The sequence below is a fragment of the Mucilaginibacter mali genome (assembly GCF_013283875.1).
Taxonomy (GTDB): domain Bacteria; phylum Bacteroidota; class Bacteroidia; order Sphingobacteriales; family Sphingobacteriaceae; genus Mucilaginibacter; species Mucilaginibacter mali.
On sequence record NZ_CP054139.1, the window covers coordinates 4,926,974 to 4,946,962 of the forward strand.

Annotated in this window: 23 protein-coding genes; 10 read left to right on the forward strand and 13 right to left on the reverse strand. The window is 47.3% G+C overall.

All coding sequences use genetic code 11. The features are described 5' to 3' along the window. Positions 1-100: 100 nt before the first annotated feature. From HQ865_RS20780 to HQ865_RS20795, 4 genes are all read right to left on the reverse strand, one after another. Positions 101-502 (reverse strand): hypothetical protein, encoded by a 402-nt coding sequence (locus HQ865_RS20780; RefSeq protein WP_173416747.1) that lies wholly within the window; start codon positions 500-502, stop codon positions 101-103. A gap of 58 nt (positions 503-560) precedes the next feature. Next, complete coding sequence (gene trhO / locus HQ865_RS20785) at positions 561-1,508, reverse strand: oxygen-dependent tRNA uridine(34) hydroxylase TrhO (protein WP_173416748.1); 948 nt, start codon at positions 1,506-1,508, stop codon at positions 561-563. Positions 1,509-1,847: 339 nt separating this feature from the next. Continuing rightward, positions 1,848-2,204: a hypothetical protein gene (locus tag HQ865_RS20790; RefSeq protein WP_173416749.1), complete on the reverse strand. Its 357-nt coding sequence runs from the start codon at positions 2,202-2,204 to the stop codon at positions 1,848-1,850. A gap of 152 nt (positions 2,205-2,356) precedes the next feature. Continuing rightward, the gene (locus HQ865_RS20795) at positions 2,357-3,004 is read right to left on the reverse strand and encodes a hypothetical protein (protein ID WP_173416750.1); all 648 of its coding nucleotides are present in this window, start codon (positions 3,002-3,004) and stop codon (positions 2,357-2,359) included. A 214-nt stretch (positions 3,005-3,218) separates the two neighbouring features. Between HQ865_RS20795 and HQ865_RS20800 the strand changes: the two genes are divergently transcribed. The 5 genes from HQ865_RS20800 to HQ865_RS20820 all read left to right on the forward strand — a co-directional run bounded on the left by HQ865_RS20800 (position 3,219) and on the right by HQ865_RS20820 (position 8,612). After that, positions 3,219-3,770 carry a hypothetical protein gene (locus HQ865_RS20800; RefSeq protein ID WP_173416751.1) on the forward strand — a complete coding sequence of 184 codons (552 nt, stop codon included), beginning with the start codon at positions 3,219-3,221 and terminating at the stop codon, positions 3,768-3,770. Positions 3,771-4,006: 236 nt separating this feature from the next. After that, positions 4,007-4,879: a hypothetical protein gene (locus HQ865_RS20805; protein ID WP_173416752.1), complete on the forward strand. Its 873-nt coding sequence runs from the start codon at positions 4,007-4,009 to the stop codon at positions 4,877-4,879. Positions 4,880-5,059: 180 nt separating this feature from the next. Further along, positions 5,060-6,517, forward strand: coding sequence for a circularly permuted type 2 ATP-grasp protein (locus tag HQ865_RS20810; RefSeq protein ID WP_237073508.1), 1,458 nt, complete (start codon positions 5,060-5,062; stop codon positions 6,515-6,517). A gap of 149 nt (positions 6,518-6,666) precedes the next feature. Continuing rightward, positions 6,667-7,605, forward strand: coding sequence for an alpha-E domain-containing protein (locus tag HQ865_RS20815; protein ID WP_173416753.1), 939 nt, complete (start codon positions 6,667-6,669; stop codon positions 7,603-7,605). 23 nt (positions 7,606-7,628) lie between these two features. After that, a complete protein-coding gene (locus HQ865_RS20820) occupies positions 7,629-8,612 on the forward strand; it encodes a transglutaminase family protein (RefSeq protein WP_173416754.1) in 984 nt (327 codons plus the stop codon). Positions 8,613-8,618: 6 nt separating this feature from the next. Here HQ865_RS20820 and HQ865_RS20825 read toward each other — a convergent pair whose 3' ends face one another. After that, on the reverse strand, positions 8,619-8,960 hold the full coding sequence (locus HQ865_RS20825) for an MmcQ/YjbR family DNA-binding protein (protein WP_173416755.1): 342 nt from the start codon (positions 8,958-8,960) through the stop codon (positions 8,619-8,621). A gap of 533 nt (positions 8,961-9,493) precedes the next feature. Between HQ865_RS20825 and HQ865_RS20830 the strand changes: the two genes are divergently transcribed. From HQ865_RS20830 to HQ865_RS20840, 3 genes are all read left to right on the forward strand, one after another. After that, the gene (locus HQ865_RS20830; RefSeq protein WP_173416756.1) at positions 9,494-10,627 is read left to right on the forward strand and encodes a cytochrome-c peroxidase; all 1,134 of its coding nucleotides are present in this window, start codon (positions 9,494-9,496) and stop codon (positions 10,625-10,627) included. A 6-nt stretch (positions 10,628-10,633) separates the two neighbouring features. Continuing rightward, the gene (locus tag HQ865_RS20835) at positions 10,634-11,128 is read left to right on the forward strand and encodes a molybdopterin-dependent oxidoreductase (RefSeq protein WP_173416757.1); all 495 of its coding nucleotides are present in this window, start codon (positions 10,634-10,636) and stop codon (positions 11,126-11,128) included. Between the two features lie 101 nt (positions 11,129-11,229). After that, the gene (locus HQ865_RS20840) at positions 11,230-11,895 is read left to right on the forward strand and encodes an FAD-binding oxidoreductase (protein ID WP_173416758.1); all 666 of its coding nucleotides are present in this window, start codon (positions 11,230-11,232) and stop codon (positions 11,893-11,895) included. A 6-nt stretch (positions 11,896-11,901) separates the two neighbouring features. Here HQ865_RS20840 and HQ865_RS20845 read toward each other — a convergent pair whose 3' ends face one another. From HQ865_RS20845 to HQ865_RS20880, 8 genes are all read right to left on the reverse strand, one after another. Further along, on the reverse strand, positions 11,902-14,808 hold the full coding sequence (locus tag HQ865_RS20845) for a T9SS type B sorting domain-containing protein (protein WP_173416759.1): 2,907 nt from the start codon (positions 14,806-14,808) through the stop codon (positions 11,902-11,904). A 63-nt stretch (positions 14,809-14,871) separates the two neighbouring features. Next, entirely contained in the window at positions 14,872-15,372 is a 501-nt protein-coding gene (locus tag HQ865_RS20850; RefSeq protein ID WP_173416760.1) for a GNAT family N-acetyltransferase, read from the reverse strand. A gap of 354 nt (positions 15,373-15,726) precedes the next feature. Beyond that, positions 15,727-15,936: a hypothetical protein gene (locus HQ865_RS20855; RefSeq protein WP_173416761.1), complete on the reverse strand. Its 210-nt coding sequence runs from the start codon at positions 15,934-15,936 to the stop codon at positions 15,727-15,729. A 42-nt stretch (positions 15,937-15,978) separates the two neighbouring features. Beyond that, the gene (locus HQ865_RS20860; RefSeq protein ID WP_173416762.1) at positions 15,979-16,518 is read right to left on the reverse strand and encodes an SRPBCC family protein; all 540 of its coding nucleotides are present in this window, start codon (positions 16,516-16,518) and stop codon (positions 15,979-15,981) included. A gap of 21 nt (positions 16,519-16,539) precedes the next feature. Beyond that, positions 16,540-16,920 carry a DoxX family protein gene (locus HQ865_RS20865; protein ID WP_173416763.1) on the reverse strand — a complete coding sequence of 127 codons (381 nt, stop codon included), beginning with the start codon at positions 16,918-16,920 and terminating at the stop codon, positions 16,540-16,542. Between the two features lie 27 nt (positions 16,921-16,947). After that, on the reverse strand, positions 16,948-17,331 hold the full coding sequence (locus tag HQ865_RS20870; RefSeq protein WP_173416764.1) for a DoxX family protein: 384 nt from the start codon (positions 17,329-17,331) through the stop codon (positions 16,948-16,950). A 205-nt stretch (positions 17,332-17,536) separates the two neighbouring features. Further along, positions 17,537-17,950: a VOC family protein gene (locus tag HQ865_RS20875; RefSeq protein WP_173416765.1), complete on the reverse strand. Its 414-nt coding sequence runs from the start codon at positions 17,948-17,950 to the stop codon at positions 17,537-17,539. Positions 17,951-17,988: 38 nt separating this feature from the next. Further along, positions 17,989-18,432 carry a transcriptional regulator gene (locus HQ865_RS20880; protein WP_173416766.1) on the reverse strand — a complete coding sequence of 148 codons (444 nt, stop codon included), beginning with the start codon at positions 18,430-18,432 and terminating at the stop codon, positions 17,989-17,991. Between the two features lie 114 nt (positions 18,433-18,546). Here HQ865_RS20880 and HQ865_RS20885 point away from each other — a divergent pair, with 114 nt between their 5' ends. Both HQ865_RS20885 and HQ865_RS20890 read left to right on the forward strand, forming a co-directional pair. Further along, a complete protein-coding gene (locus tag HQ865_RS20885) occupies positions 18,547-19,527 on the forward strand; it encodes a GlxA family transcriptional regulator (RefSeq protein ID WP_173416767.1) in 981 nt (326 codons plus the stop codon). A 51-nt stretch (positions 19,528-19,578) separates the two neighbouring features. Next, positions 19,579-19,860: a 2Fe-2S iron-sulfur cluster-binding protein gene (locus tag HQ865_RS20890; RefSeq protein ID WP_173416768.1), complete on the forward strand. Its 282-nt coding sequence runs from the start codon at positions 19,579-19,581 to the stop codon at positions 19,858-19,860. Positions 19,861-19,989: the final 129 nt, after the last annotated feature.

A 19,989-nucleotide genomic window follows, 5' to 3' on the forward strand; every position in this document is an offset into this window, starting at 1 on the left:
TATGCAGATGCAAAAAGCGCCGTTGGGTTCCCCAACGGCGCTTTTTGCATTATAAAACTACGTCATTGGTACGAAGCAATTTCTAAGCTATGTTTTGCGATTAAAGGGAATGGGTTACATTCCGCAGTATAGCTATTCCCGAATTAAAAGCTATAGAAAGGGTTAAACTGCCAATAACCCGAATCATCCTACTTTTTCGATATGTCGGGTTGTTTAAATAGTAAAACTCCAAAAAGCGCTCGTGGTAGGTTCTTCCTTTTTTAAAAGCAAGATATGGGATGATAAATGCCGGCAAAGCACAAAAAACAGTAAACTGTAACCCTGATAACTTAATATTGTAAAGCAGACCAATCTGCAAAATCCCGCTCAGGTTTAAAAGAATCAGGAAAGTAAAATGGTAGATAGCTGTATTACGAGGATTGCGTTTTTCGCCCCATTGAACGGCTGTCCAATAGGCAGAGAAAAACAATAACCACCAGTAGTGTTTTATCGCTTTTAACATCTTTGATATGCATTCGTAGAGATTGCTTCGTACCTCGCAATAACGCGATGGTGAGTTGTTACGCCAACTGCACTTTCTTCACATTCACCGGCTGTGGCACTTTTACATAATAGCCCGTACCATCATACACACGCTTGCGCGGATGGGTTTGGCAGGTGGTACTGCAGCAGCCTTCCAGTTGTTCGCCGCAGATTGCGCACTGGGTGAAATGTTCGTTACACTCGGGGTTGGCGCAGTTGATCATCTTGTCGGTAACGGTACCGCAATTGCGGCAGGTTGACACCACACTAGGGTTAACGGTATTCACATCAACCGAAAGGCGGTTATCGAACACGTAGCATTTGCCTTCAAAATCTTCGCCGCCGGCCTCTTTGCCGTATTTAATGATACCGCCGTGTAGCTGGTAAACATCGCTGAACCCTTCGTGCAGCAGCAGGGCCGATGCTTTTTCGCACTTGATGCCGCCGGTACAATAGGTCAGTATCTTTTTATCCTTGTACTTGGCCAGTTCGTTAATTTTGGCCGGGAAATCGCGAAAGTTCTCGATATCCAGTGTAACCGCATTCTTAAAACGGCCCAGCGAGTGCTCATAATCCGAACGTACGTCCAGTATCACCACATCGTCGCGGTCTTTCATCGCCAAAAATTCCTTTGGCTCCAGGTGTTTGCCGGTTTGTTTATTGGGGTTGATGATGTTCGGGTCGCGTAATCCCGAGTGTACGATCTCTGACTTATAGCGGCAGTGCATCTTCACAAATGACGGCTCGCTTACATCATCTATCTTAAATTCTGTCTTAGCGAATCGCTCATCGGCATGTATGGCATCCATGTAAGCCTTGCAGGCCTGGGGCGTGCCGGATACGGTGCCATTTAAACCCTCGTCGGCCACAATGATACGGCCTACCAGGTTAAGGCTTTTACAAAATTTTAAATGATCGGCAGCAAATTGCTCACCGTTAGCTATTGTTGAATAACAATAGTAAAGTAATGTTTGATATTGTCCCATAAAACCATTGATACTGCTGCAAACAGCGTTTAATGCGGAGCAAAGGTACAGTTTTTTGATGGGATATGGAAGACGGCGCAACTCGTCACGCTGAGCGCGAGCGAAGCATCACAAACTATGCATGGCCGCTCTGCTAATCGGGGATGCTTCGCTCGCGCTCAGCATGACGGGTTTGTTTTTCCGCTGAAGCCTCACCCTGCCCTCTCCCGAGGAGAGGGTTCCAAAGTCTCCCCCTTTGGGGGAGATTTAGAGGGGGCTTTTATCGGTATGTCATAAAAACCATTAGAGGCCGCCGGGATTATATTACTCAGCATGACGGGTTGGGGGAAATGTTATACTTCAAATCTTCTTCCCCTGTGCTTTGGCAATTTCCTTAGCGGCTTCCAGCATCAGTTGTTTGCCTTTTTCATCAAGCGTGGTGCTTTTGGCGCCGTTGCTTAGTTCGTAAATAATGTGCCCTTTATTATCGCTTTTGGCGCTCAGCTCCTCGTCATTTCTTTTAAACTCAAAATAACTATCGGGCGACATGCTGCTGATGCTCTTATTATCATCGGCAAAAACAATACGTCCCGAATATTGCAGGTGGATATTATTTACCCCATCTGAATTATTGATAGTAGTACGTTTACCCCGGTGGCATGCCGTTATCATTACCGATACCGACACGGCCAGTAATAGAATGTGTATTTTTTTCATTTTTTACTATGGTTTAAAATTTAACAAGACAAACTTAATACAAAACATAGTAATATGCAATACATAGTACTATTTATTTTTGAAATCATTCCTCATGCCACAAAAAAACACATCCGGAAAAGATGTGCTTTCAATTTCAAACCAGGCTATTACTACAAACTATTATAATAATCTACCAGCTTCCCCAGGTCGGTATCTTTCTTAAAATTTATCTTGTTGGCTTTGGCATAAGCATCCAGTTGAGCGGTCTTATCGGCAAATATGTCCAGTAGGGTCTTCCGGTCGGCTTTGGCCGGGATCATTTTACCATCGTTAAAAACAAAATAGGTTTCTGTTTGCACATACTCGCGGTTCACCGCCGCCGATCCGTAGGTTTTACTCTCCTGTATATGCTTAACATAATGCTTCAGCAGCTTGGTTTTCCCATCAGAGAGGACTTCGTAATAAGCGTTTTTACCCTGCGGCCCAACAACCGGGAAGCCGTTGGCAAAAACGCGGCCGTTAAGGCTAAACCTTTTAACCGGGTCGCTAAAGTTCATCGGCGCGTTATCCTTCCCGGCAAAGATCACGGCATCGTCCTTAAGGTCATACTTCAGCTTCAGATCCTTGTAAACGCCTTTATCAACCGTTACCGATCCATCGGCCCAATCCTTGCTTAAATACGGCGAGCCCTCCACATCGGCCGATGTGTTTTCTTTAATGGCATTGCCTTTAATGTCCTGGTAAAACTGCGCTTTGCCGGCAATACTTACTGCCAATAAAATAGTGGTAAAAACCAACCTGTAATTTCTTTTCATCATATTAAATGGATATATGTTTCCCAAACATCCCCATTTTAATACCTGGTCAGTTAAGCAGCGCGGAATCGCCTTGTCAGCAAATAATAGTTAGTTAAATATACACATTTTTTAAAAATATTTTTTTATTTGTTCTACTATTAAACAATGCCGGTATACTAACAAATCAAAAACCTAAGCCGTATAACGGACAATACAAAGCCGCCACCCAGTCTGTATGAAACTATATATCTATTTATCCCGCTTCTCTTTATTAAAAAAATACACCGCTAAATTTATGGTCGTCGCCTTTTTAGGCATCCATATTCCGTTGTTTGGTATTATCGGCGCGCTGGTGCTTTCGTCGGGAAGTACGGTTAGCAAGGGCGGCATCTTTTTGCTTACGCTGGGCTTAACGCTGCTGGCTACTACTATCACCTTATTTATACTGAACGCGCTGGTATCGCCGCTAACAAAAACCCAAAAATCGCTCAGCAATTACTTAAGCACCAAAACCTTGCCCGAACTACCGCAGGACCTTACCGACGAAATGGGCATCCTGATGCGCGATGTAAATACCATGATCATTGGCCAAAATGATAAGGACCGGGTTATTCAATCCCTCGCACAGCAATTAAAACAACCGGCTACCGATTCGCTACTGTTGATCAACGCTGCAAAAAACGAAACCGACCCGGCTAAAATAGCCCAACACCTGGAGGGCATACAAAGCAACATCAACCGGCAAATAAAACTGATGGACGAAACAGCGGATAAATACAGCCTTTAAAAATAAACCTGCCCTTTAGCCGTTAAGCCAATATATTTGCTTTGCCAAAACATGTAGGTGATGCATTTGTTATGATGCGGTACGTTGCTACAATCGCAATAGCATTTGCTTGATATTTATTATTAAATTGCCACGCTATTGAGTTTGCCGATACAGCAATATACATCCCGGAAAAACCGCGGCCCCGGTATCTTTTAACACAATAAAGCCGCTTAATTGAACATTAGCCTTATAAAATGAAACGACTTTTTTTTACAACAGCCCTTATTATTTCGTATAGCGTTTTAACCTTTGCCCAACAAAAACCACCCATTGCCAAAGTAGCTACCGTAGTAAGTGCCGAAGAAGCCTTTAACAAACTGGTAGCCCGCAAAGGCATTAAGGATGGCTTTTTAGCTGTTGCCGACCCAGAGGGACTGGTATTTAAACCCAACGCTAAGAAAATAACCGACTTTTACGGCAGCATAGATAAACAACCCGGCACCTTAAGCTGGAAGCCCAAATTTGCGCGCATATCTGCCAATGGCGACCTGGCCTTTACCGCCGGCCCATATGTTTACCAAAACGGTAAGACCGATGACGACAAGGTTTATGGCGATTATGTTTCCATTTGGCGTAACGATGGCGAGACAGGTCTGAAACTATTGATCGACCTTGGCATACAGCACCCTGAGCCGGAAGCTGAATCGAACACCGATTTTAAAGAACCTGATCCGGCCAAGCAAAAAGCCCCCAGCAAAGAACCATTTGCGGGCAAGGGCGTAATGCTGCAATATGATAATGTCTTCAACAGTTCGTTAACCAAATCGGCCCTCGCCACTTATAAAGAGTTTTTCAGCGCCGAAGGGCGTTACTATTTCCCCGGGTTCGACCCGATCGTGGGTGTAGACAAAACCATGAAATTTTTGGCTAACGAGGCGATACAAATTAACGCAACCACCGTTAGCGCGGGCCGTTCTACCAGTAGCGATCTGGCCTATACCTATGGTACCGCGCGCATAAATAAAGGCGGTATTGTAAGCGCTTACAACTATGTGCGCATTTGGGAAACCGACAGCAAAGGCCAATGGAACGTTTTGCTGGAAGTTTTCTCGGCAGTTGAGAAATAACCAGGCGATTTAAGCCTAAATAACCTGATACAGAGAGCAGGGGGATCCGTTTCTACGGGTATCTCCCTGCTTTTTTATTTATATGATGTAGATTGTTGTTAAATTTTGAAAATATTTATTTGTTTTTTGATGTTTCTATTAACAAATCTTCATAAATTACCATAATTTCATAAAAACAGGATGTTTAACATGCAGGAATCGGGCTATTTTAATCAGTACAACCCCATTGGAGGTGTTTGGGACGAAATGTTTGGAGCCGATTCTAAAATTCGCGATCATTACAGCAAGGTGATCAGCTATCTTTCGCAGGAATCGCCGGAGGAGCTGAACAAAAAAGAAGAACTGGCCAAGCGCCTGTTCATGACCCAGGGCATTACCTTTACCGTATACAACAGCGGCGAGGGTATCGAAAAGATCTTTCCGTTCGATATCATCCCCCGCATCATCACCGCCGCCGAGTGGGCCTTTGTAGAGAAAGGCATCAAGCAACGCCTTACCGCGCTCAATCTGTTTTTAAAGGATGTTTACCACAACCAGTTCATCATAAAGGATGGCATTGTCCCGATAGATATCATTTACTCCTGCCCACATTTTTTGCGCGAGATGTACCAGTTGCAGGTGCCTTACGATATTTATGTGCATATAGCCGGGATAGATTTGATCCGCGATCATGACGGCACCTTTTATGTGCTGGAGGATAACCTTCGCACGCCATCGGGCGTGAGTTATATGCTGGAGAACCGCGAGATCACCAAACGACTGTTTCCCGATCTGCTGCCGCAATGCAATGTACGCAGCGTAACCGAATACCCGGCACTACTGTATAAAAACCTGCTGGCCCTTTCGCCAAGGCCCATCAGCAACCCAACCATTGTGTTGTTGAGCCCGGGGATTTATAACTCCGCCTATTTTGAGCATACCACACTGGCCCGCCTGATGGGGGTGGAACTGGTGGAGGGCCGCGATTTGGTGGTAGATAACCACAAGGTATACATGAAAACCACCAACGGCCTGCAGCAGGTAGATGTGATCTACCGCCGGGTGGATGATGATTACCTGGATCCGCTGGTGTTTAACCCTAAAAGCATGCTGGGGGTAGCCGGTTTGATGGGGGCTTACCGCAAAGGCAACGTGGCCATTGTAAATGCCATAGGCAATGGCGTGGCCGATGATAAGGCCGTGTATGTTTACGTGCCGGCCATGATAAAATATTACCTTAATGAGGAACCCATCCTGAAGAACGTGCCCACCTACCAGCTGGGCAATGCCAACGAAAAGGAATACGTGTTTGCCAACATCAACAAAATGGTGGTGAAGAAAACCAACGAAAGCGGCGGCTATGGCATGCTGATGGGCCATGCTTCAACCGAACAGGAAATTGAGGATTACAAAAACGAGATACTAAAGGCCCCGCGCAACTTTATCGCGCAGCCAACCATCAGCCTGTCGGCAGCGCCGTGCTATATACAGGGCGAATTAGCCCCGCGTCGAATCGACCTGCGCCCTTATGCGCTGTACGGCCCCAATGGCATCGAGATCGTCCCCGGCGGATTGACACGCGTGGCGCTAAAGGAGGGATCGCTGGTGGTGAACAGTTCGCAGGGTGGGGGGAGTAAGGATACCTGGGTGCTGGGTTAGTAAGCCCCCTGCCCCCTAAAGGGGGAGCAAATGTGCCGGTGTGCGAATGTGCAGATATGCAAATGAATAAATAACAGATTAATGAACAATTCAGAAATCGAACATCCGATATCCGAAATTAACTCCCCCTTTAGGGGGTTGGGGGGCCTATGTTAAGCCGTGTAGCAGCAAGTTTATATTGGTTAAGCCGTTATGTAGAGCGTAGCGATGGTTTGTTGCGTATGCTGAAGATCAACTACGCTTCATCGCAAGATTCGGTGCACGACTTTTTGTGGGAGCCGGTGGTGCGCCTGTATGCCAGTCCGAGCGATGAGGCCGGTATTACTAAGCTGGGTAACGACAGCCGCGCGGTGCTGAAGTACATGATCACATCCAAAGAAAATCAAAATTCCATCCTGCGCATCATCACCATGGCCCGGGAGAACGCCCGCGGTGTGCAGGAGCACATCACCAAAGATCTGTGGCAATGCCTTAACGAGTACTATCATACCGTAAAAGACCCCAAACTGGAGCGCATGCTACAGCGCGAAGACCCCATCAGCACGCTGGATGTGCTGATCAAACAGGTGATGCTGTATTATGGCACGGTAGAGATCACGATGGAACGTGGCGAGGGCCGCAGCTTTATGAACATTGGCAAATACCTGGAGCGCGCCATCCAGTCGGTAGATATTTTGGATACCAAGTTTACCACCCTTAACGATAACCCCGACCTGCTGACAGACACCAGCTACTGGAAACACCTGCTGCTGTCCATCGGCGGTTACGAGCTATACCTGAAAACCTACCGATCGGGCTTCGAGGCCAAGAACGTACTGGAGCAGGTAGCCCTGAACGATGATTTCCCCCGCTCGGTCATGTACGCGGTGAACCGTATCCAGCGCCACTTCGACAGGCTAAAAGGCGATCATGAGCGCGAGGACTTCCGCAAGATGTCGTTCCAGATCGGCCGCCTGCAAAGCCGCATCAAGTACAGTTCGCTCAACAGCATCAGGCAGGAGGGGCTGCACAATTACCTCACCCAAATACGGCAGGAATTATACGGAATTGGCAATGCGCTAAATGAAAACTATTTTGCACATTCCTGATCATTAATCTTTTACTTTGCCCTATGCCCGAATTTAAGATCCAGCACATCACCAAATATACCTACGATGGCCCGGTACGCGACAGCGCCAACCAGATCATCCTTTACCCCATACAGGACGCGTATCAGGATGTGCTGAAGCAGGAACTGAAAATAACCGGCGACGCCGTGGTGGATACTTATATCGATTACTATGGCAACAAGGTAGGCAGCTTCACCCACCGCGATCCGCATAGCCAACTGATCATTAATTCGCAACTGTGGGTAAACACCAAACACCGCCCGCTACCGGCTACGGATATTTTCCCCGGCCAGCAATGGGACGATTACGAGCGCCTGCGCTATGTGGTACCTTACATTGATTTTTTAAAGCAGGAATACTTTGACGGCCGCCCCGAACTGCAAAAAATTGTTGCCGCCGAACTAAAAAGGGACGAAACGCCCTACCAGGTTATCTTGCGGTTTTGCAAATATATTTACGATAACTTTAGCTACATAAAAGGCGTAACTACTGTTGAAAGCACGCTGGACGATGTATGGAAGCTAAAAGCCGGCGTTTGCCAGGATTTTGCCCATATTATTATGGTGATGCTGCGCCTGGCCAACATCCCCGCACGTTACGTGAGCGGTTATATTTGCCCTAACCACAACGGCATGCGCGGCGAGGGCGCCACCCATGCCTGGGCCGAAGCCTACATTCCCGATTACGGCTGGCTGGGCATCGACCCGACAAATAATTGTATCGCTAACGAAACGCACGTGCGCCTGGCTGTAGGCCGCAATTTTTCGGATTGTTCGCCGGTAAAGGGTACCTATAAAGGCCCGCACGGGCATAGGCTGGAGGTTGCCGTATCGGTAGGTTATGACAGGGAAAACCCTACCAACGACACAGGAGAAATAGCCGAGGTGTTTGCCGCACCTGTTATCAAACAAGCCACGCCCGATCTATCCAAAAACAGCTATCAGCGGTATATGGAGATGATCCAGCAGCAACAACAGCAGCAGTAATAATAATTATTTCTTTTTGCCTTTGGCGGTATGCTTGCTAATGAGATTTTGATAAGCGCAATTCAGCGCATCGGCCAACATATCCTCGCGCACTAACGATAGGTTTACAAAGGTGCTGCCGCCCTTACCCCACGCATTGGGAACAGGATAAAATGCCTGCCCACTATCAAAGGCGCAAAACACATCCTGGTCGGTCAGGCTTAGCTGTACCATACCCAAGCTGTCACTTTCGCGCAGGGTAGCAAATATCTTCTTCTTCCAGCGGAACGAGGCGCGGTCGAAATGCGGCAGTTCCTCCGTGTCGGGCAAAGCCAGTGCCAGCGTTTTAAAAGTATGTACATCAACCATATCCAAAGCTAATGTTTTTCAGGCGTTTAGGTGTAGCTGCGCCATAATAGTCCCCTCCCCTGGGAGGGGTGCGGGCAATGTCCGTAAGTTAAGCTTTTAAGCCCCACCTAAATCCTCCCCTTTGGGGAGGACTTTAAGAATTTTACGCTTGTGCAGCCTAAGTCTCCCCTACCGGGGGAGATTTAGAGGGGGCGGTGTTCGGCTGATCAGCCTTAACTTAACGACATTGGGGATTCGGGTGCCTTGTGTTGTGGCAGGGAGGGCTTTCTGCGGTATTGCATTGTGTACAAACTATGTGGAAACCAACCAGGGCTAAGACTTACCCGGTCGTGGCTGCGCCCGACCACCTTCTCTTGCCTTTGGCAAAAGAGGGAACAAGGTTCTACGATACTGCTCCTTCCCTCTTTCCGCGCAGCGAAGAGAGGGTCGACCAGCGTAGCGAGGTCGGGGTGTACCAACATTATGCTTAGGCCGATATGCTAGCCCCCTCACCACTTAACCAACTCTCTTTAATATATTTGCATCCTGAACAAATGGCAGCAAATAAAAACATACCGGTAACCTCATCCATCCGCAGGTGGTTATTGCCCTGCTTCGCGCTGGTATTTATCGCTACCATCGCCTGGACTTATCAACCTGATCCTATCCCCATGGGCCCCTACCAACTGGTGTACCCGGCCAACTTCGGTAACCGCATTAATGTGCCCGATGATAACCCTACCACGCAGCAAGGCGTTTACCTGGGGCGGATGCTGTTTTACGAGCCGCTGTTATCAGCCAATGGCAAAATAAGTTGCGGCACCTGCCACCAGCAGGCACTGGCTTTTACCGATGGTAAGGCCTTTAGCGAGGGGGTGGATCATACGCTTACGCCGCGCAGTTCCATGTCGCTGGCTAATTTGTTGTGGGCGCGCAAATTCTTTTGGGATGGCCGTTCGGAAAGTTTGGAAAAGCAGGCCGCCGTCCCCATGACCAACCCGCACGAGATGGGGCAGCTGATGCAAACGTCGGCACATAAGCTGATGAAGACCGCCCCTTATCCCGAACTGTTCAGAAAGGTTTTTGGTGATGAGGGTATCGACGGGCCAAACATTATGAAGGCCATAGCCCAGTTTGAGCGTACGCTCATCTCGGCCAATTCTAAATACGACCAATACCTGCGTAAGCAATATCAACCCACTAGGCTGGAATTGCAGGGCCTGGCCTTGTTCGAGAACGCGCCTCAACCTGCCAAAAGCATCCGTGGCGCCAATTGCGCCCGCTGTCATGGCGGGGCGAAGACCTATATGGAACTGTTTCATAACAACGGATTAGATAGCATCCCCAAAGATATCGGCATTGCAGAGTTGACCGGTCTGCCCGGCGACCGTGGCCGTTTTAAGGTACCTACCCTGCGCAATATCGCCCTAACTGCTCCCTACATGCACGACGGCCGCTTTAAAACGCTGGATGAAGTGCTGGATCATTACAGCGACCACGTAAAGCGATCCGAATCGCTAAGTCCCTTTCTGCGCGGCGAATCGAACGAGGTCAACGGCAAAAGCCTGGCGTTAAAACCTGAAGAAAAGAAAGCCGTAATTGCCTTTTTAAATATGCTTACGGATAGTACATTTGTTACCGATCCGCGATTTTCAGACCCGCATCAAAACATCGCCAAAAACAAATAATACCTCATGAAAAAACATTTAATGATCCTGTTCGTCGCCCTGTTGAGTTCGGCCGTTGCCTTTGCGCAAGCTGTAAAGGAAGCTACCGTGAAAATAAGCGGCGAGGTTAGCGCCCCGTTTGAATTGAAGCTGGCCGATATAAATCAGTTCCCGCAAACACAGGTAAGCCGTAAAGACCGCGATGGCAAAGACCATATTTATACCGGCGTGCTGTTATCCGCCATCCTGCAAAAGGCCGGCGCTACTATGGGTAAAGACCTGAAAGGCGAAAACCTGGCCAAATTTGCATCGGTTGAAGCCAGCGATGGTTACCAGGTGATATTTGCCCTGGCCGAATTGGATAAGGAATTTACCGACCGCCAAATTATTTTGGCTACCACTATTGATGGCCAGCCACTGGCCCCCACAGACGGCCCTTTCCGCGTTATTGTGCAGGACGAAAAGAAACCGGCCCGCTGTATTAAGCAGGTAACCGGCATAAAAGTGGCCTTTGCCAAATGATGCTAATACGGTTTAGTAAGATGCTATGTTAAAACAAAATACCCCCAATTTAACTTATATATTACATCGTTTTAATCTGTCCTGTGTAGCTTGCGCCCCAAATGGAAAATATTGTTAAGATTATTGAAATAAATAGTGTTACTCATGATGTGAAATCCTTCAGGATAGAGAAACCGGAAGGATATACATTTGAACCCGGACAAGCTACCGAAGTATCCATCAACCAGCCCGATTGGAAAGACGAAAAGCGCCCTTTTACCTTTACCAGCTTAAACGAACAGCCGTACCTGGAGTTTACTATAAAAGGTTACCACGATCATAACGGGGTAACCCACCAACTGCACCAGTTAAAAGCAGGCGACGAGTTGATACTGCGCGATGTTTGGGGTACAATCGCTTATAAAACCGACGGTTACTTTATAGCAGGCGGCGCGGGCATTACGCCCTTTATGGCCATCCTAAGGCACCTGCACCACTACCGCAAGCTGCGCACCAACCAGTTGTTCTTCGCCAATAAAACCGAAAAGGATATCATTTATCACCAGGAGCTGGATAATATGTTGGGACGCAACGCCCGCTACATTTTAAGCGGCGAGCAGAACGACAAATACGATCACGGCCATATTGATAAAGCCTACCTGCAACAGCATGTAAAAGATTTTAGCAAGCCTTTTTACGTTTGCGGTCCGGACGAAATGGTAAAGCAAATAACCGATACCCTTACCGGGTTGGGGGCCAAGCCTGACGCGGTGGTGTTTGAAAAATAAAGGCCCTTAATAAATAAGCGTGAGCGAACCGCTTAGCACCTGGCCAGCCCCTTTTGCTGTAATAACGTAATAATAAACGCCTGCCGGCACTTTTTTATTCTGATACGTGCCATCCCACGGAACGGCATAGCCCTGGCTTTGAAAAATTAACGCCCCCGTACGGTTATATATTTTTACATTAACACTTGCATCGCCCTCCAGGCCTGCAATTACCCATTTATCATTAACACCATCGCCATTGGGTGTAAACGTATTGGGGATATGGATATCCTTACAATGGCTGGTGATATTAATAGTTTGCGATGCCTTGCAGCCGTTTTGATCGGTAACGGTTAAGGTTACCTGCCCCAGCGTGTTTGTCGTATAAGTTTGCCCGCCTGTTTGCCCATTCCATTGGTAGCTAACAAAACCCGGGGGCGCGGTTAGCGTAACCTGCTCGTTGGTAAATTGGCAAAGCGTGGCATCGGGCATGTTTAACACCGGGTTAGGCAAAAATTGCACAGTAATATCTTTGGGCACCTCGCAGCCGGCCGCCGTTTTAACTGTGGCGGTATACGTGCCCGATTGTTTCACGCTGATCTTATCCGTAGTCTCGCCGGTAGACCATTTAACAGCCCCAAACGGGTAGTTGGCCTTCAGGTCTACGGTTTGCCCATCGCACAAAGTGGTATTTATAATTCGTTCCAGAATAAGCGACGGGGGCGGATCAAAACTTAACGGATAAGCAACCGAGCTTTGGCTGCACGAAGTTAAATTGCTGCTGATGCTTACCGTATAGCTTCCGGGTGTAGACAGAAGTATGCTGGATAGGTTTTTGGCTGAGGGAATGACAGAACCACCGATGAGCCAATTAATGGTATAAGTACCATCGTTTACAAATGGTGTAGATAAGGTAGCCACATCGCCAACGCAATATGCAGGCTTATCTGCTTTAATAACCGGTACGGCCAGGGTGATAAAACTTATTTGCACCTCGGCAGATGTAGCCGTATTGCCGGTGCATGAGGTTACCTCAACCTTATATTTGCCAGGTTGGGTAACATTTAATGTAGCGGCGGTTGCGCTGTTTAACAGTACCCCATCTTTATACCAGCGATATTGATAGGGCTGCCAGTTGACGATACCCGTCGCGTCGATAGGTACTGTGGCCGAAAGGATGGCCTGTTCGCCATTGCAATAGGCGGCTTTATCCGGCGTAAGCAGGGGCACTGGCATCTTAATAAAATCTATCTGCACTTCTTTTGACGGGACCCAGCTTCCGGAGCAGGCACTAACCTCTACCTTGTATTTTCCCGGCTGCGTAATATTGCTTAATGTTGATGTAGTGTTGCCGTTAAGCACGCCATCCTTATACCAGCGGTATTGATATAAGGAGTTATTATCGGTTTGAAGCGTGGCCGATGAGCCTGAGCAATATTTTAAATTATCGGGATAATTGAATGAAAAAACCGGGCCCGATATTACAGTAACTGTTAAATGGTTGCTTTCAAAATGCAGCGGCGAACATGGATCGTATAGTACAGCGTGATAATCGCCGGCTTGTGTTATACTTAAAGTTGGGTTGCTTTCATTGGGTATTTCCTGCCCGTTTTTATACCATTGAATAGTTGCATCGGGATAAACAGTGGTTTGTACAAATGCTTTTGCAGCTGCGCTGCCACATACCTGTATTTCGTTGACATCAGAGGTCTTGCCTTCAAATTGTATGGCTGTTATTTTTTTGGCAGGATCAATATAAGGTGCATAATCGGGCCTTAATAAATAAAGTCCATCAATAGCAGCTACCCACACTCCATCTTCACAAACCGGGTTGGTGTACGATGTGGCATTTACTTCAACATCGTTTATTTTTTTGCTGCCTAACCCATCATAATGAAAAAAGATGTAATTGGGCATGGTAGAAGCCCCGGGTTGCCAATAGCCCGAATTGCTGAAGTAAAGCCCCTGGTTGGTACCAACTAATAAGTTCTCTTTTATCAGGTTGGCAAAAGCTGAGTTGCCGAAAGACTTTAATCCGTATATAGATGCTATTTTATTAACATTTATCCCCTGGAGGTATTTTTTTTGAGGCGACCCTGAGCCCCTGGAATAAGCCCGGATATTTTGAAACAAACCGCTTTCGGTACCCCAGTAAAAATTCATATATCCATCCGGGTAATAAGCCTGTATAATATCTTTTATAACACCATCTGTATAATACGCGGTATTAAGGCTATTACCATAGCTGCTGTTATTACCATACCATAAATAACCAACCAGAATACTATTAACAAGGCCTACAGCGGGATAAAGTATCAATGGATCCGGGTCGGTACCAGCTTCCAGATCGCTAAACATTTCTGTGCGGTAGGTAGCTTCAAAAACCCGGGCGGGGACGTGCGATGAACCGGGCAGCATTACCTTGTTGGTATAATCATAATGGCACATGCCGGTGTTTGTGCCTATCAATAGCGATGGTGCATTTGGCCTGCTGCCTGAACCGGGCGGCAAGTCGCGGCTAAAATAGCTGCCGGTATAATCTACCCCTATCGAATTTACAACGCCCACAATTCCGTCGGCGGCGCTGATATTCCTTATGGCCCCGTTATCATATTCAAGAATATTAGCCGAATTAAGGGCGATATATACCAATTTATCACTTACACCGGTAATATCCACAAATTGCTGGCCGCTATAAGCGCTAAATTGTGCGGTATAGTCATCAACGGTTTTTGTAGTGCTGTTAATCCGGTAAACCTGGTTACCTTGTACCAGTACCCATAAATAGGGGTCTTTAAAATCGCGCTTAACCTTTAGTACATTTTTGCCGGCTAAAAAAGTGCCGTTTAAATGAAAGTCTACATCCTGTTGCCCATAAGCCGCATATACAAATAAAAGGCAAGCGAGTAACAGCAGGTTGCGTAACAAAGACATGTATAAGGTTTTTCGGGTCTTAAAATAGCAATAATTGCTTATTTAAATTAAGGTAAAGCTACACTATAACTTTTTCTCGAAGCAAACAAAGCGCAGGCCGGGCCTAAATTCCAAACCGATCTCGCCTGCAAAAACATAACCCAGTTTTGGGAATAACGCCTGAGCGCTTTTGTTTTGAAGATTGGTATCGATACGTAAAAATTTAATTCCTCGGCGATTAGCTTCGGCCTCAGCTTCTTCAAGCAAGGCTTTAGCAATGCCCCTGCCCTGGTAGCACGGACTAACCACCAATCGATGCACCACAATGGCCGTTTGGCTAATATCTAACCCAGCCTGCGCATATTCGGGATATTGTTCTGTAGTGATAGCTGCCACGCCGCCAATGTCGCCGTCCATATCGGCCACCCATAATTGCCTAAGGCCGATATCTTCGGTAAAAACCTGTGGATTGGGATAAGTATGATCCCACTGGAAATTGCCTGCCGCCTGCATCAGCGGTACAACTTCGCTTACGGCTTGCATAATTTGAGGGATGTCGTTGAGGGTGGCGCGACGTATTTGCATAGTGGGTGTAAATATAGGTTGATTTAACCACAGAGGACGCAGAGATTTTCACAGAGGACACGGAGAGATGGTGCTGTTCACTCCATGCTGTTGCGCAGGCTACCACATTTATCTATGGGACTATCGTGTGGACGCATCTTTAAATCACGTGTCATTTCGACGAACCATGGGTGGGATTGTGCGGTTGCGTGAGGAGAGATCTAATACGCGCAGCCTGCTTCACGTATAGGATTTTTTCCCTACGGTCAAGAGATAGTTCTCTTTCGCCCCACCTCGCTTTTCCCTCGCTGCTCTATCGAAATGATAAATTTTTAAGATGAGGGTACACGATAGCCCCCAAGGGAGGGAACTTATTTACACCAGCACCTCGCAGCAATACCCGCAGGTCTTTAGCAAAGCCTCTATCTTCTCACAGCAAATCTCCTCGCCCTCCACTCGCAACACACGGTCGCAATCCTCCAGATCGAAGTTTACCTTGCTGCCGGGGAAGAGCAGGATCAGCTTCGCGATGAGCAAATTAGCCGTTCCGGGTTGTTGTACGTCTGTTTTAAAAACCTCTATCATAACAGGCTATTGTAGGCGCTGCCCGCAGGCAGCGCAGATACATTATTTTTCTAATACAGCTTTTAAATTACCCAGGCTGGCAGCCAGGTCTTTGGTCAGTACCTTTGGCAGGTTCATGGCAATATGCATCAGCTTCATCATAAAGTTGCGCTTGCCATAAAAAGACCAGGTAACTTTGGTTTGATTGTTACCCATATCCTCGGTGATGATAGATGACCCGGCCTCGCTTTGGAAAGGCTCGATAAACTTCAGGCTGTAATCAACCCGCTTATCGGGCGTAAGGGCAATGATCACCTGTTCGCCTTTGCCTACCTGTTTTACATCGCTGCTCCAGGCATAAAAGAAACCCACCGTACCATCCGTACCGCGAAACTCCTTACGCACGTTGGGGTCAAGCATTACCCATTTGTTATAATTGCCCTGGTTATCCAGGTATTTCACGTAGTCGAATACTTCGGCTACCGGTTTGTTGATGGTTACATCGGCCTGTACCGAATAATCATCGGAAGCGATGGCCGCCCTGATGAGCAATTGCAGGATCAGCACACCGATAATGATCAGAATGATGGAAAGTATACCCATGGTTTTAAATTTTTATGATGATTAAACGGTTTGTTTAGCAGCCAGGCGTTTGCGGTGGTAGATGTACGACACAGCCAGTAGCGCCATGAAGATCAGCATCGGGGCCTCCTGTACAATGGTAGCGCCAATTGCCATGCCAGAGTAGGTAGCGCCAATCAGATCGAACGCGAAGCCGGCGTAAGCCCATTCCTTTAGTTTAGGCATGCCCGGGATAAGGATAGCGATGGTGCCCAAAATTTTGGCAATGCCTATAAAGGTTACAAAATAAACGGGATAGCCCAATTGGTCGTGCACCATTTTAACCGCGTCGGGTGTGGCCAGGGCATCCATAACCGCGCCGGCACCCATTACAAAGCATATCAGTATAGTCGATATCCAGTAGATGATATTTATTTTTTTCATGGTCGTTTTAATGTTTTTGTGTGATGTTTAAGCAGCGTTCTTCAAGGCTTCGTATTTAAGCCAGAACGAGCGGGTTACTAATAAATAAGCCAGGAAAATTAAAGGCATAATGGTTTCTACCACGGTATCGTGCGCGCAAATGTGCGATACCGCCGCGCCGATAAAAGTAAAGGCCAGGCCGGCAAACACCCATTCCTTAATTCCCTGGTACCAGGGTTGCAGCAGGGCGAAAACGCCCAACAATTTCAGTACGCCAAATAAGGGCATCAGGTAAATGGGATAACCTAAGTGGTTCAGCACATCAACCCCGGCCTGCTGTTTGGTAACGCCGCCAATACCATCAAATGTGGTGAATGCGCACAACAGGATAAGCAGTATCCAGTAAGTGGTTTTAATAGTTTTTGGTTTCATTGTTTTGAGTGATTAGTGTTTTTGATATATTCTTTTTTGTCATTTCGAACGAACAGCGTTGATTGTGTATAGGGGTGAGGAGAAATCTTATACGGCTTTACTGGCTGCACGTATAAGATTTTTTCCCTACGGTCAAGAGATAGTTCTCTTTCGCGCTCACGCTCTGGCCCCCTTGGCTCTATCGAAATGATAAGCATTTATGCTTTTACTGCTTATTATAATTCAGCATCCAGTTAATCCCATACTTATCCAGCACCGCGCCAAAAATGGCACCCCAGAATTGCTCCTTTAACGTATCCATCACAGTGCCACCTTCGGATAGTTTATTGAAGAACATGTTGATCTCTTCCTCGCTATTGCAGGTGATGGCCAGTTGGATGACGTTGCCCGGGGTATGCCCGTTTGGTCCCGACATATCCGAACCCATCATTACAATACCATCGGCATTAGTAAGCATGGCGTGGTACAGCGCGCCCTCGGGTGCCGATTGCCAGTATTGCTCCATCGGCGATCCTTTTACGGTCAGCAGTTCCAGTTCGCCGCCAAAAATGTTTTGATAAAAATGCATGGCTTCGCGGGTTTTACCATTAAAGCCGATGTAGGGATTAATTTTGCTCATGATCGTGGTTTTATAAATAGTTTGTTTAAGATAGTGTTTTATAAAGTTAGTTCCTTAGTGGCTACGGTTACCAAATCGTTACGCATTAAAACCATGCATAGCAATTCGGTATTGCTTTTATACCATTCGATGCAATGCGCCGATCCGTCCATCCGCTTATCGGCTATCAGGCGGTTGAAGATACTCATGATCATCATTTCGTTCCGCTGCCAGTCCATCAGGGTTTCGCCAAGATAAATGCCGGCGGGGATAGTAAAGGTTGGATAGCCCAGCGATGTGCCCTCGCCATCCTGTTTTTCCGACGCTGCAGCGCGGTACCTGATCATGCCGTTCTGCGGTTTGGAGATCCCGAAAACATGCCGTCCAATCATATCCGGAATGACGCTGTTCAGCCGGTCGAACGCGTCTTTTATCCCCTTGGGGAATGATGCCGCCTCCACACATATCACCTTAACATCCTGCTTAACCTGGTATAATTCCATCTGTATAAATAATTGAACAATACAAACTTAGTGCAAACACCCTGGTAAAAAAGGGTGTAAATACGGCAATGTCGGGAGGTGAATGCGACAATTTATTTTCCTAATTTAGCATTTATGAAACATGTATCTATCCTTGTTCCGATGGGCCATACCAGTATGCCCAATATTGATGGCAGCCATCAGATATTAGCGCAGGTGAATAGTTTTTTAGCCGATATGGGCAAACCACCCCTGTTCGATCTGCATTTGGTAGGGCTCACCAGCCCGGTTGTGCAGCGCAACGGCCTGTTCACTATCGAACCCGACACGTTGATAGAGGACGTGAAGAAAACCGACCTGATCATTATCCCGGCCATGCATGGCGATATAGCAGAAGCATTGGAAAACAATAAGGCGTTTAGCCCCTGGATAGTGGAACAATATAACAACGGCGCCGAAATTGCCAGCCTGTGCATCGGCGCGTTTTTCCTGGCATCAACGGGTTTACTGACCGGTAAGCAGGCAGCCACGCATTGGTCGCTGGCCGGGCTGTTCCGCCAGATGTACCCCGAAGTGAATTTGGTGGATGATAAGATCATGACCGAAGACGATGGCATTTATACCAGCGGCGGCGCCTATTCGTACCTTAACCTCATCGTCTACCTGGTTGAAAAATTCGCGGGGCGCGATATCGCCATCCTCATCTCCAAATCGTTCATGATCGATATCGACCGCATCAGCCAGTCGCCATTCATCATCTTCCAGGGGCAAAAAGCGCACGAGGACGAACCGGTAAAAAAAGCGCAGGAGTTTATCGAGAATAACTTTGCCGAAAAGATAACCGTAGACCAGCTGGCCGATATGCTGGCCCTTGGCCGCCGTAGCTTAGAGCGCCGCTTTAAGCACGCCACCAGCAATACCGTTACCGAATATATCCAGCGGGTAAAGATAGAGGCGGCCAAAAAAAGCTTTGAAAGCAGCCGTAAGAATATTAACGAGGTAATGTATGATGTGGGTTATACCGATACCAAGGCGTTCCGCACCATATTTAAAAAGGTAACCGGCCTCTCGCCGGTGGAATACCGTAATAAGTATAATAAGGGATTGGCAGCTTAATAACTGTACAGATTTTGCCTCATTGTCATTGCGGGGAGCAACTATTAACCGATGCCGCAGGAAAACACCATCAATTTAACACTTCACCATTTGGGCGAAGAATACCGGGTGCAAACCAACCGTACCCGCCACCACAGCCTGATGACCCTGATAGCCGATGAACTGGCCATCCCCGGCTTCGGTCTGTGCTGCGGCATGGGCAGTTGTGGCACCTGTTTGGTACAGATCGCGCATCAGCAATCGCAGGTAAAGCGGCCGGTTTTAGCTTGTAGTATGATGATAAATGACGATCTGGCTAATGTAGATGTTTTTGTGCCGGATAGGGTGTATTGAGACTAAGCGCTGTGTGAATGGCTATTGCTCAACGGGTCTGCGCTGCGCGGAAAGAGAGAATGTGATTCCGAATATCCTAATCCCCCTCTTTGCGCAGCAGAGAGGGGGGCCAGCGAAGCGAAGACCGGG

Excerpts from the sequence above, each read along its gene's own strand:
- HQ865_RS20780 (WP_173416747.1), bottom strand. The coding sequence starts at position 502 with ATGTTAAAAGCGATAAAACACTACTGGTGGTTATTGTTTTTCTCTGCC.
- trhO (WP_173416748.1), bottom strand. The coding sequence starts at position 1,508 with ATGGGACAATATCAAACATTACTTTACTATTGTTATTCAACAATAGCT.
- HQ865_RS20790 (WP_173416749.1), bottom strand. The coding sequence starts at position 2,204 with ATGAAAAAAATACACATTCTATTACTGGCCGTGTCGGTATCGGTAATG.
- HQ865_RS20795 (WP_173416750.1), bottom strand. The coding sequence starts at position 3,004 with ATGATGAAAAGAAATTACAGGTTGGTTTTTACCACTATTTTATTGGCA.
- HQ865_RS20800 (WP_173416751.1), top strand. The coding sequence starts at position 3,219 with ATGAAACTATATATCTATTTATCCCGCTTCTCTTTATTAAAAAAATAC.
- HQ865_RS20805 (WP_173416752.1), top strand. The coding sequence starts at position 4,007 with ATGAAACGACTTTTTTTTACAACAGCCCTTATTATTTCGTATAGCGTT.
- HQ865_RS20810 (WP_237073508.1), top strand. The coding sequence starts at position 5,060 with ATGTTTAACATGCAGGAATCGGGCTATTTTAATCAGTACAACCCCATT.
- HQ865_RS20815 (WP_173416753.1), top strand. The coding sequence starts at position 6,667 with ATGTTAAGCCGTGTAGCAGCAAGTTTATATTGGTTAAGCCGTTATGTA.
- HQ865_RS20820 (WP_173416754.1), top strand. The coding sequence starts at position 7,629 with ATGCCCGAATTTAAGATCCAGCACATCACCAAATATACCTACGATGGC.
- HQ865_RS20825 (WP_173416755.1), bottom strand. The coding sequence starts at position 8,960 with ATGGTTGATGTACATACTTTTAAAACGCTGGCACTGGCTTTGCCCGAC.
- HQ865_RS20830 (WP_173416756.1), top strand. The coding sequence starts at position 9,494 with ATGGCAGCAAATAAAAACATACCGGTAACCTCATCCATCCGCAGGTGG.
- HQ865_RS20835 (WP_173416757.1), top strand. The coding sequence starts at position 10,634 with ATGAAAAAACATTTAATGATCCTGTTCGTCGCCCTGTTGAGTTCGGCC.
- HQ865_RS20840 (WP_173416758.1), top strand. The coding sequence starts at position 11,230 with ATGGAAAATATTGTTAAGATTATTGAAATAAATAGTGTTACTCATGAT.
- HQ865_RS20845 (WP_173416759.1), bottom strand. The coding sequence starts at position 14,808 with ATGTCTTTGTTACGCAACCTGCTGTTACTCGCTTGCCTTTTATTTGTA.
- HQ865_RS20850 (WP_173416760.1), bottom strand. The coding sequence starts at position 15,372 with ATGCAAATACGTCGCGCCACCCTCAACGACATCCCTCAAATTATGCAA.
- HQ865_RS20855 (WP_173416761.1), bottom strand. The coding sequence starts at position 15,936 with ATGATAGAGGTTTTTAAAACAGACGTACAACAACCCGGAACGGCTAAT.
- HQ865_RS20860 (WP_173416762.1), bottom strand. The coding sequence starts at position 16,518 with ATGGGTATACTTTCCATCATTCTGATCATTATCGGTGTGCTGATCCTG.
- HQ865_RS20865 (WP_173416763.1), bottom strand. The coding sequence starts at position 16,920 with ATGAAAAAAATAAATATCATCTACTGGATATCGACTATACTGATATGC.
- HQ865_RS20870 (WP_173416764.1), bottom strand. The coding sequence starts at position 17,331 with ATGAAACCAAAAACTATTAAAACCACTTACTGGATACTGCTTATCCTG.
- HQ865_RS20875 (WP_173416765.1), bottom strand. The coding sequence starts at position 17,950 with ATGAGCAAAATTAATCCCTACATCGGCTTTAATGGTAAAACCCGCGAA.
- HQ865_RS20880 (WP_173416766.1), bottom strand. The coding sequence starts at position 18,432 with ATGGAATTATACCAGGTTAAGCAGGATGTTAAGGTGATATGTGTGGAG.
- HQ865_RS20885 (WP_173416767.1), top strand. The coding sequence starts at position 18,547 with ATGAAACATGTATCTATCCTTGTTCCGATGGGCCATACCAGTATGCCC.
- HQ865_RS20890 (WP_173416768.1), top strand. The coding sequence starts at position 19,579 with ATGCCGCAGGAAAACACCATCAATTTAACACTTCACCATTTGGGCGAA.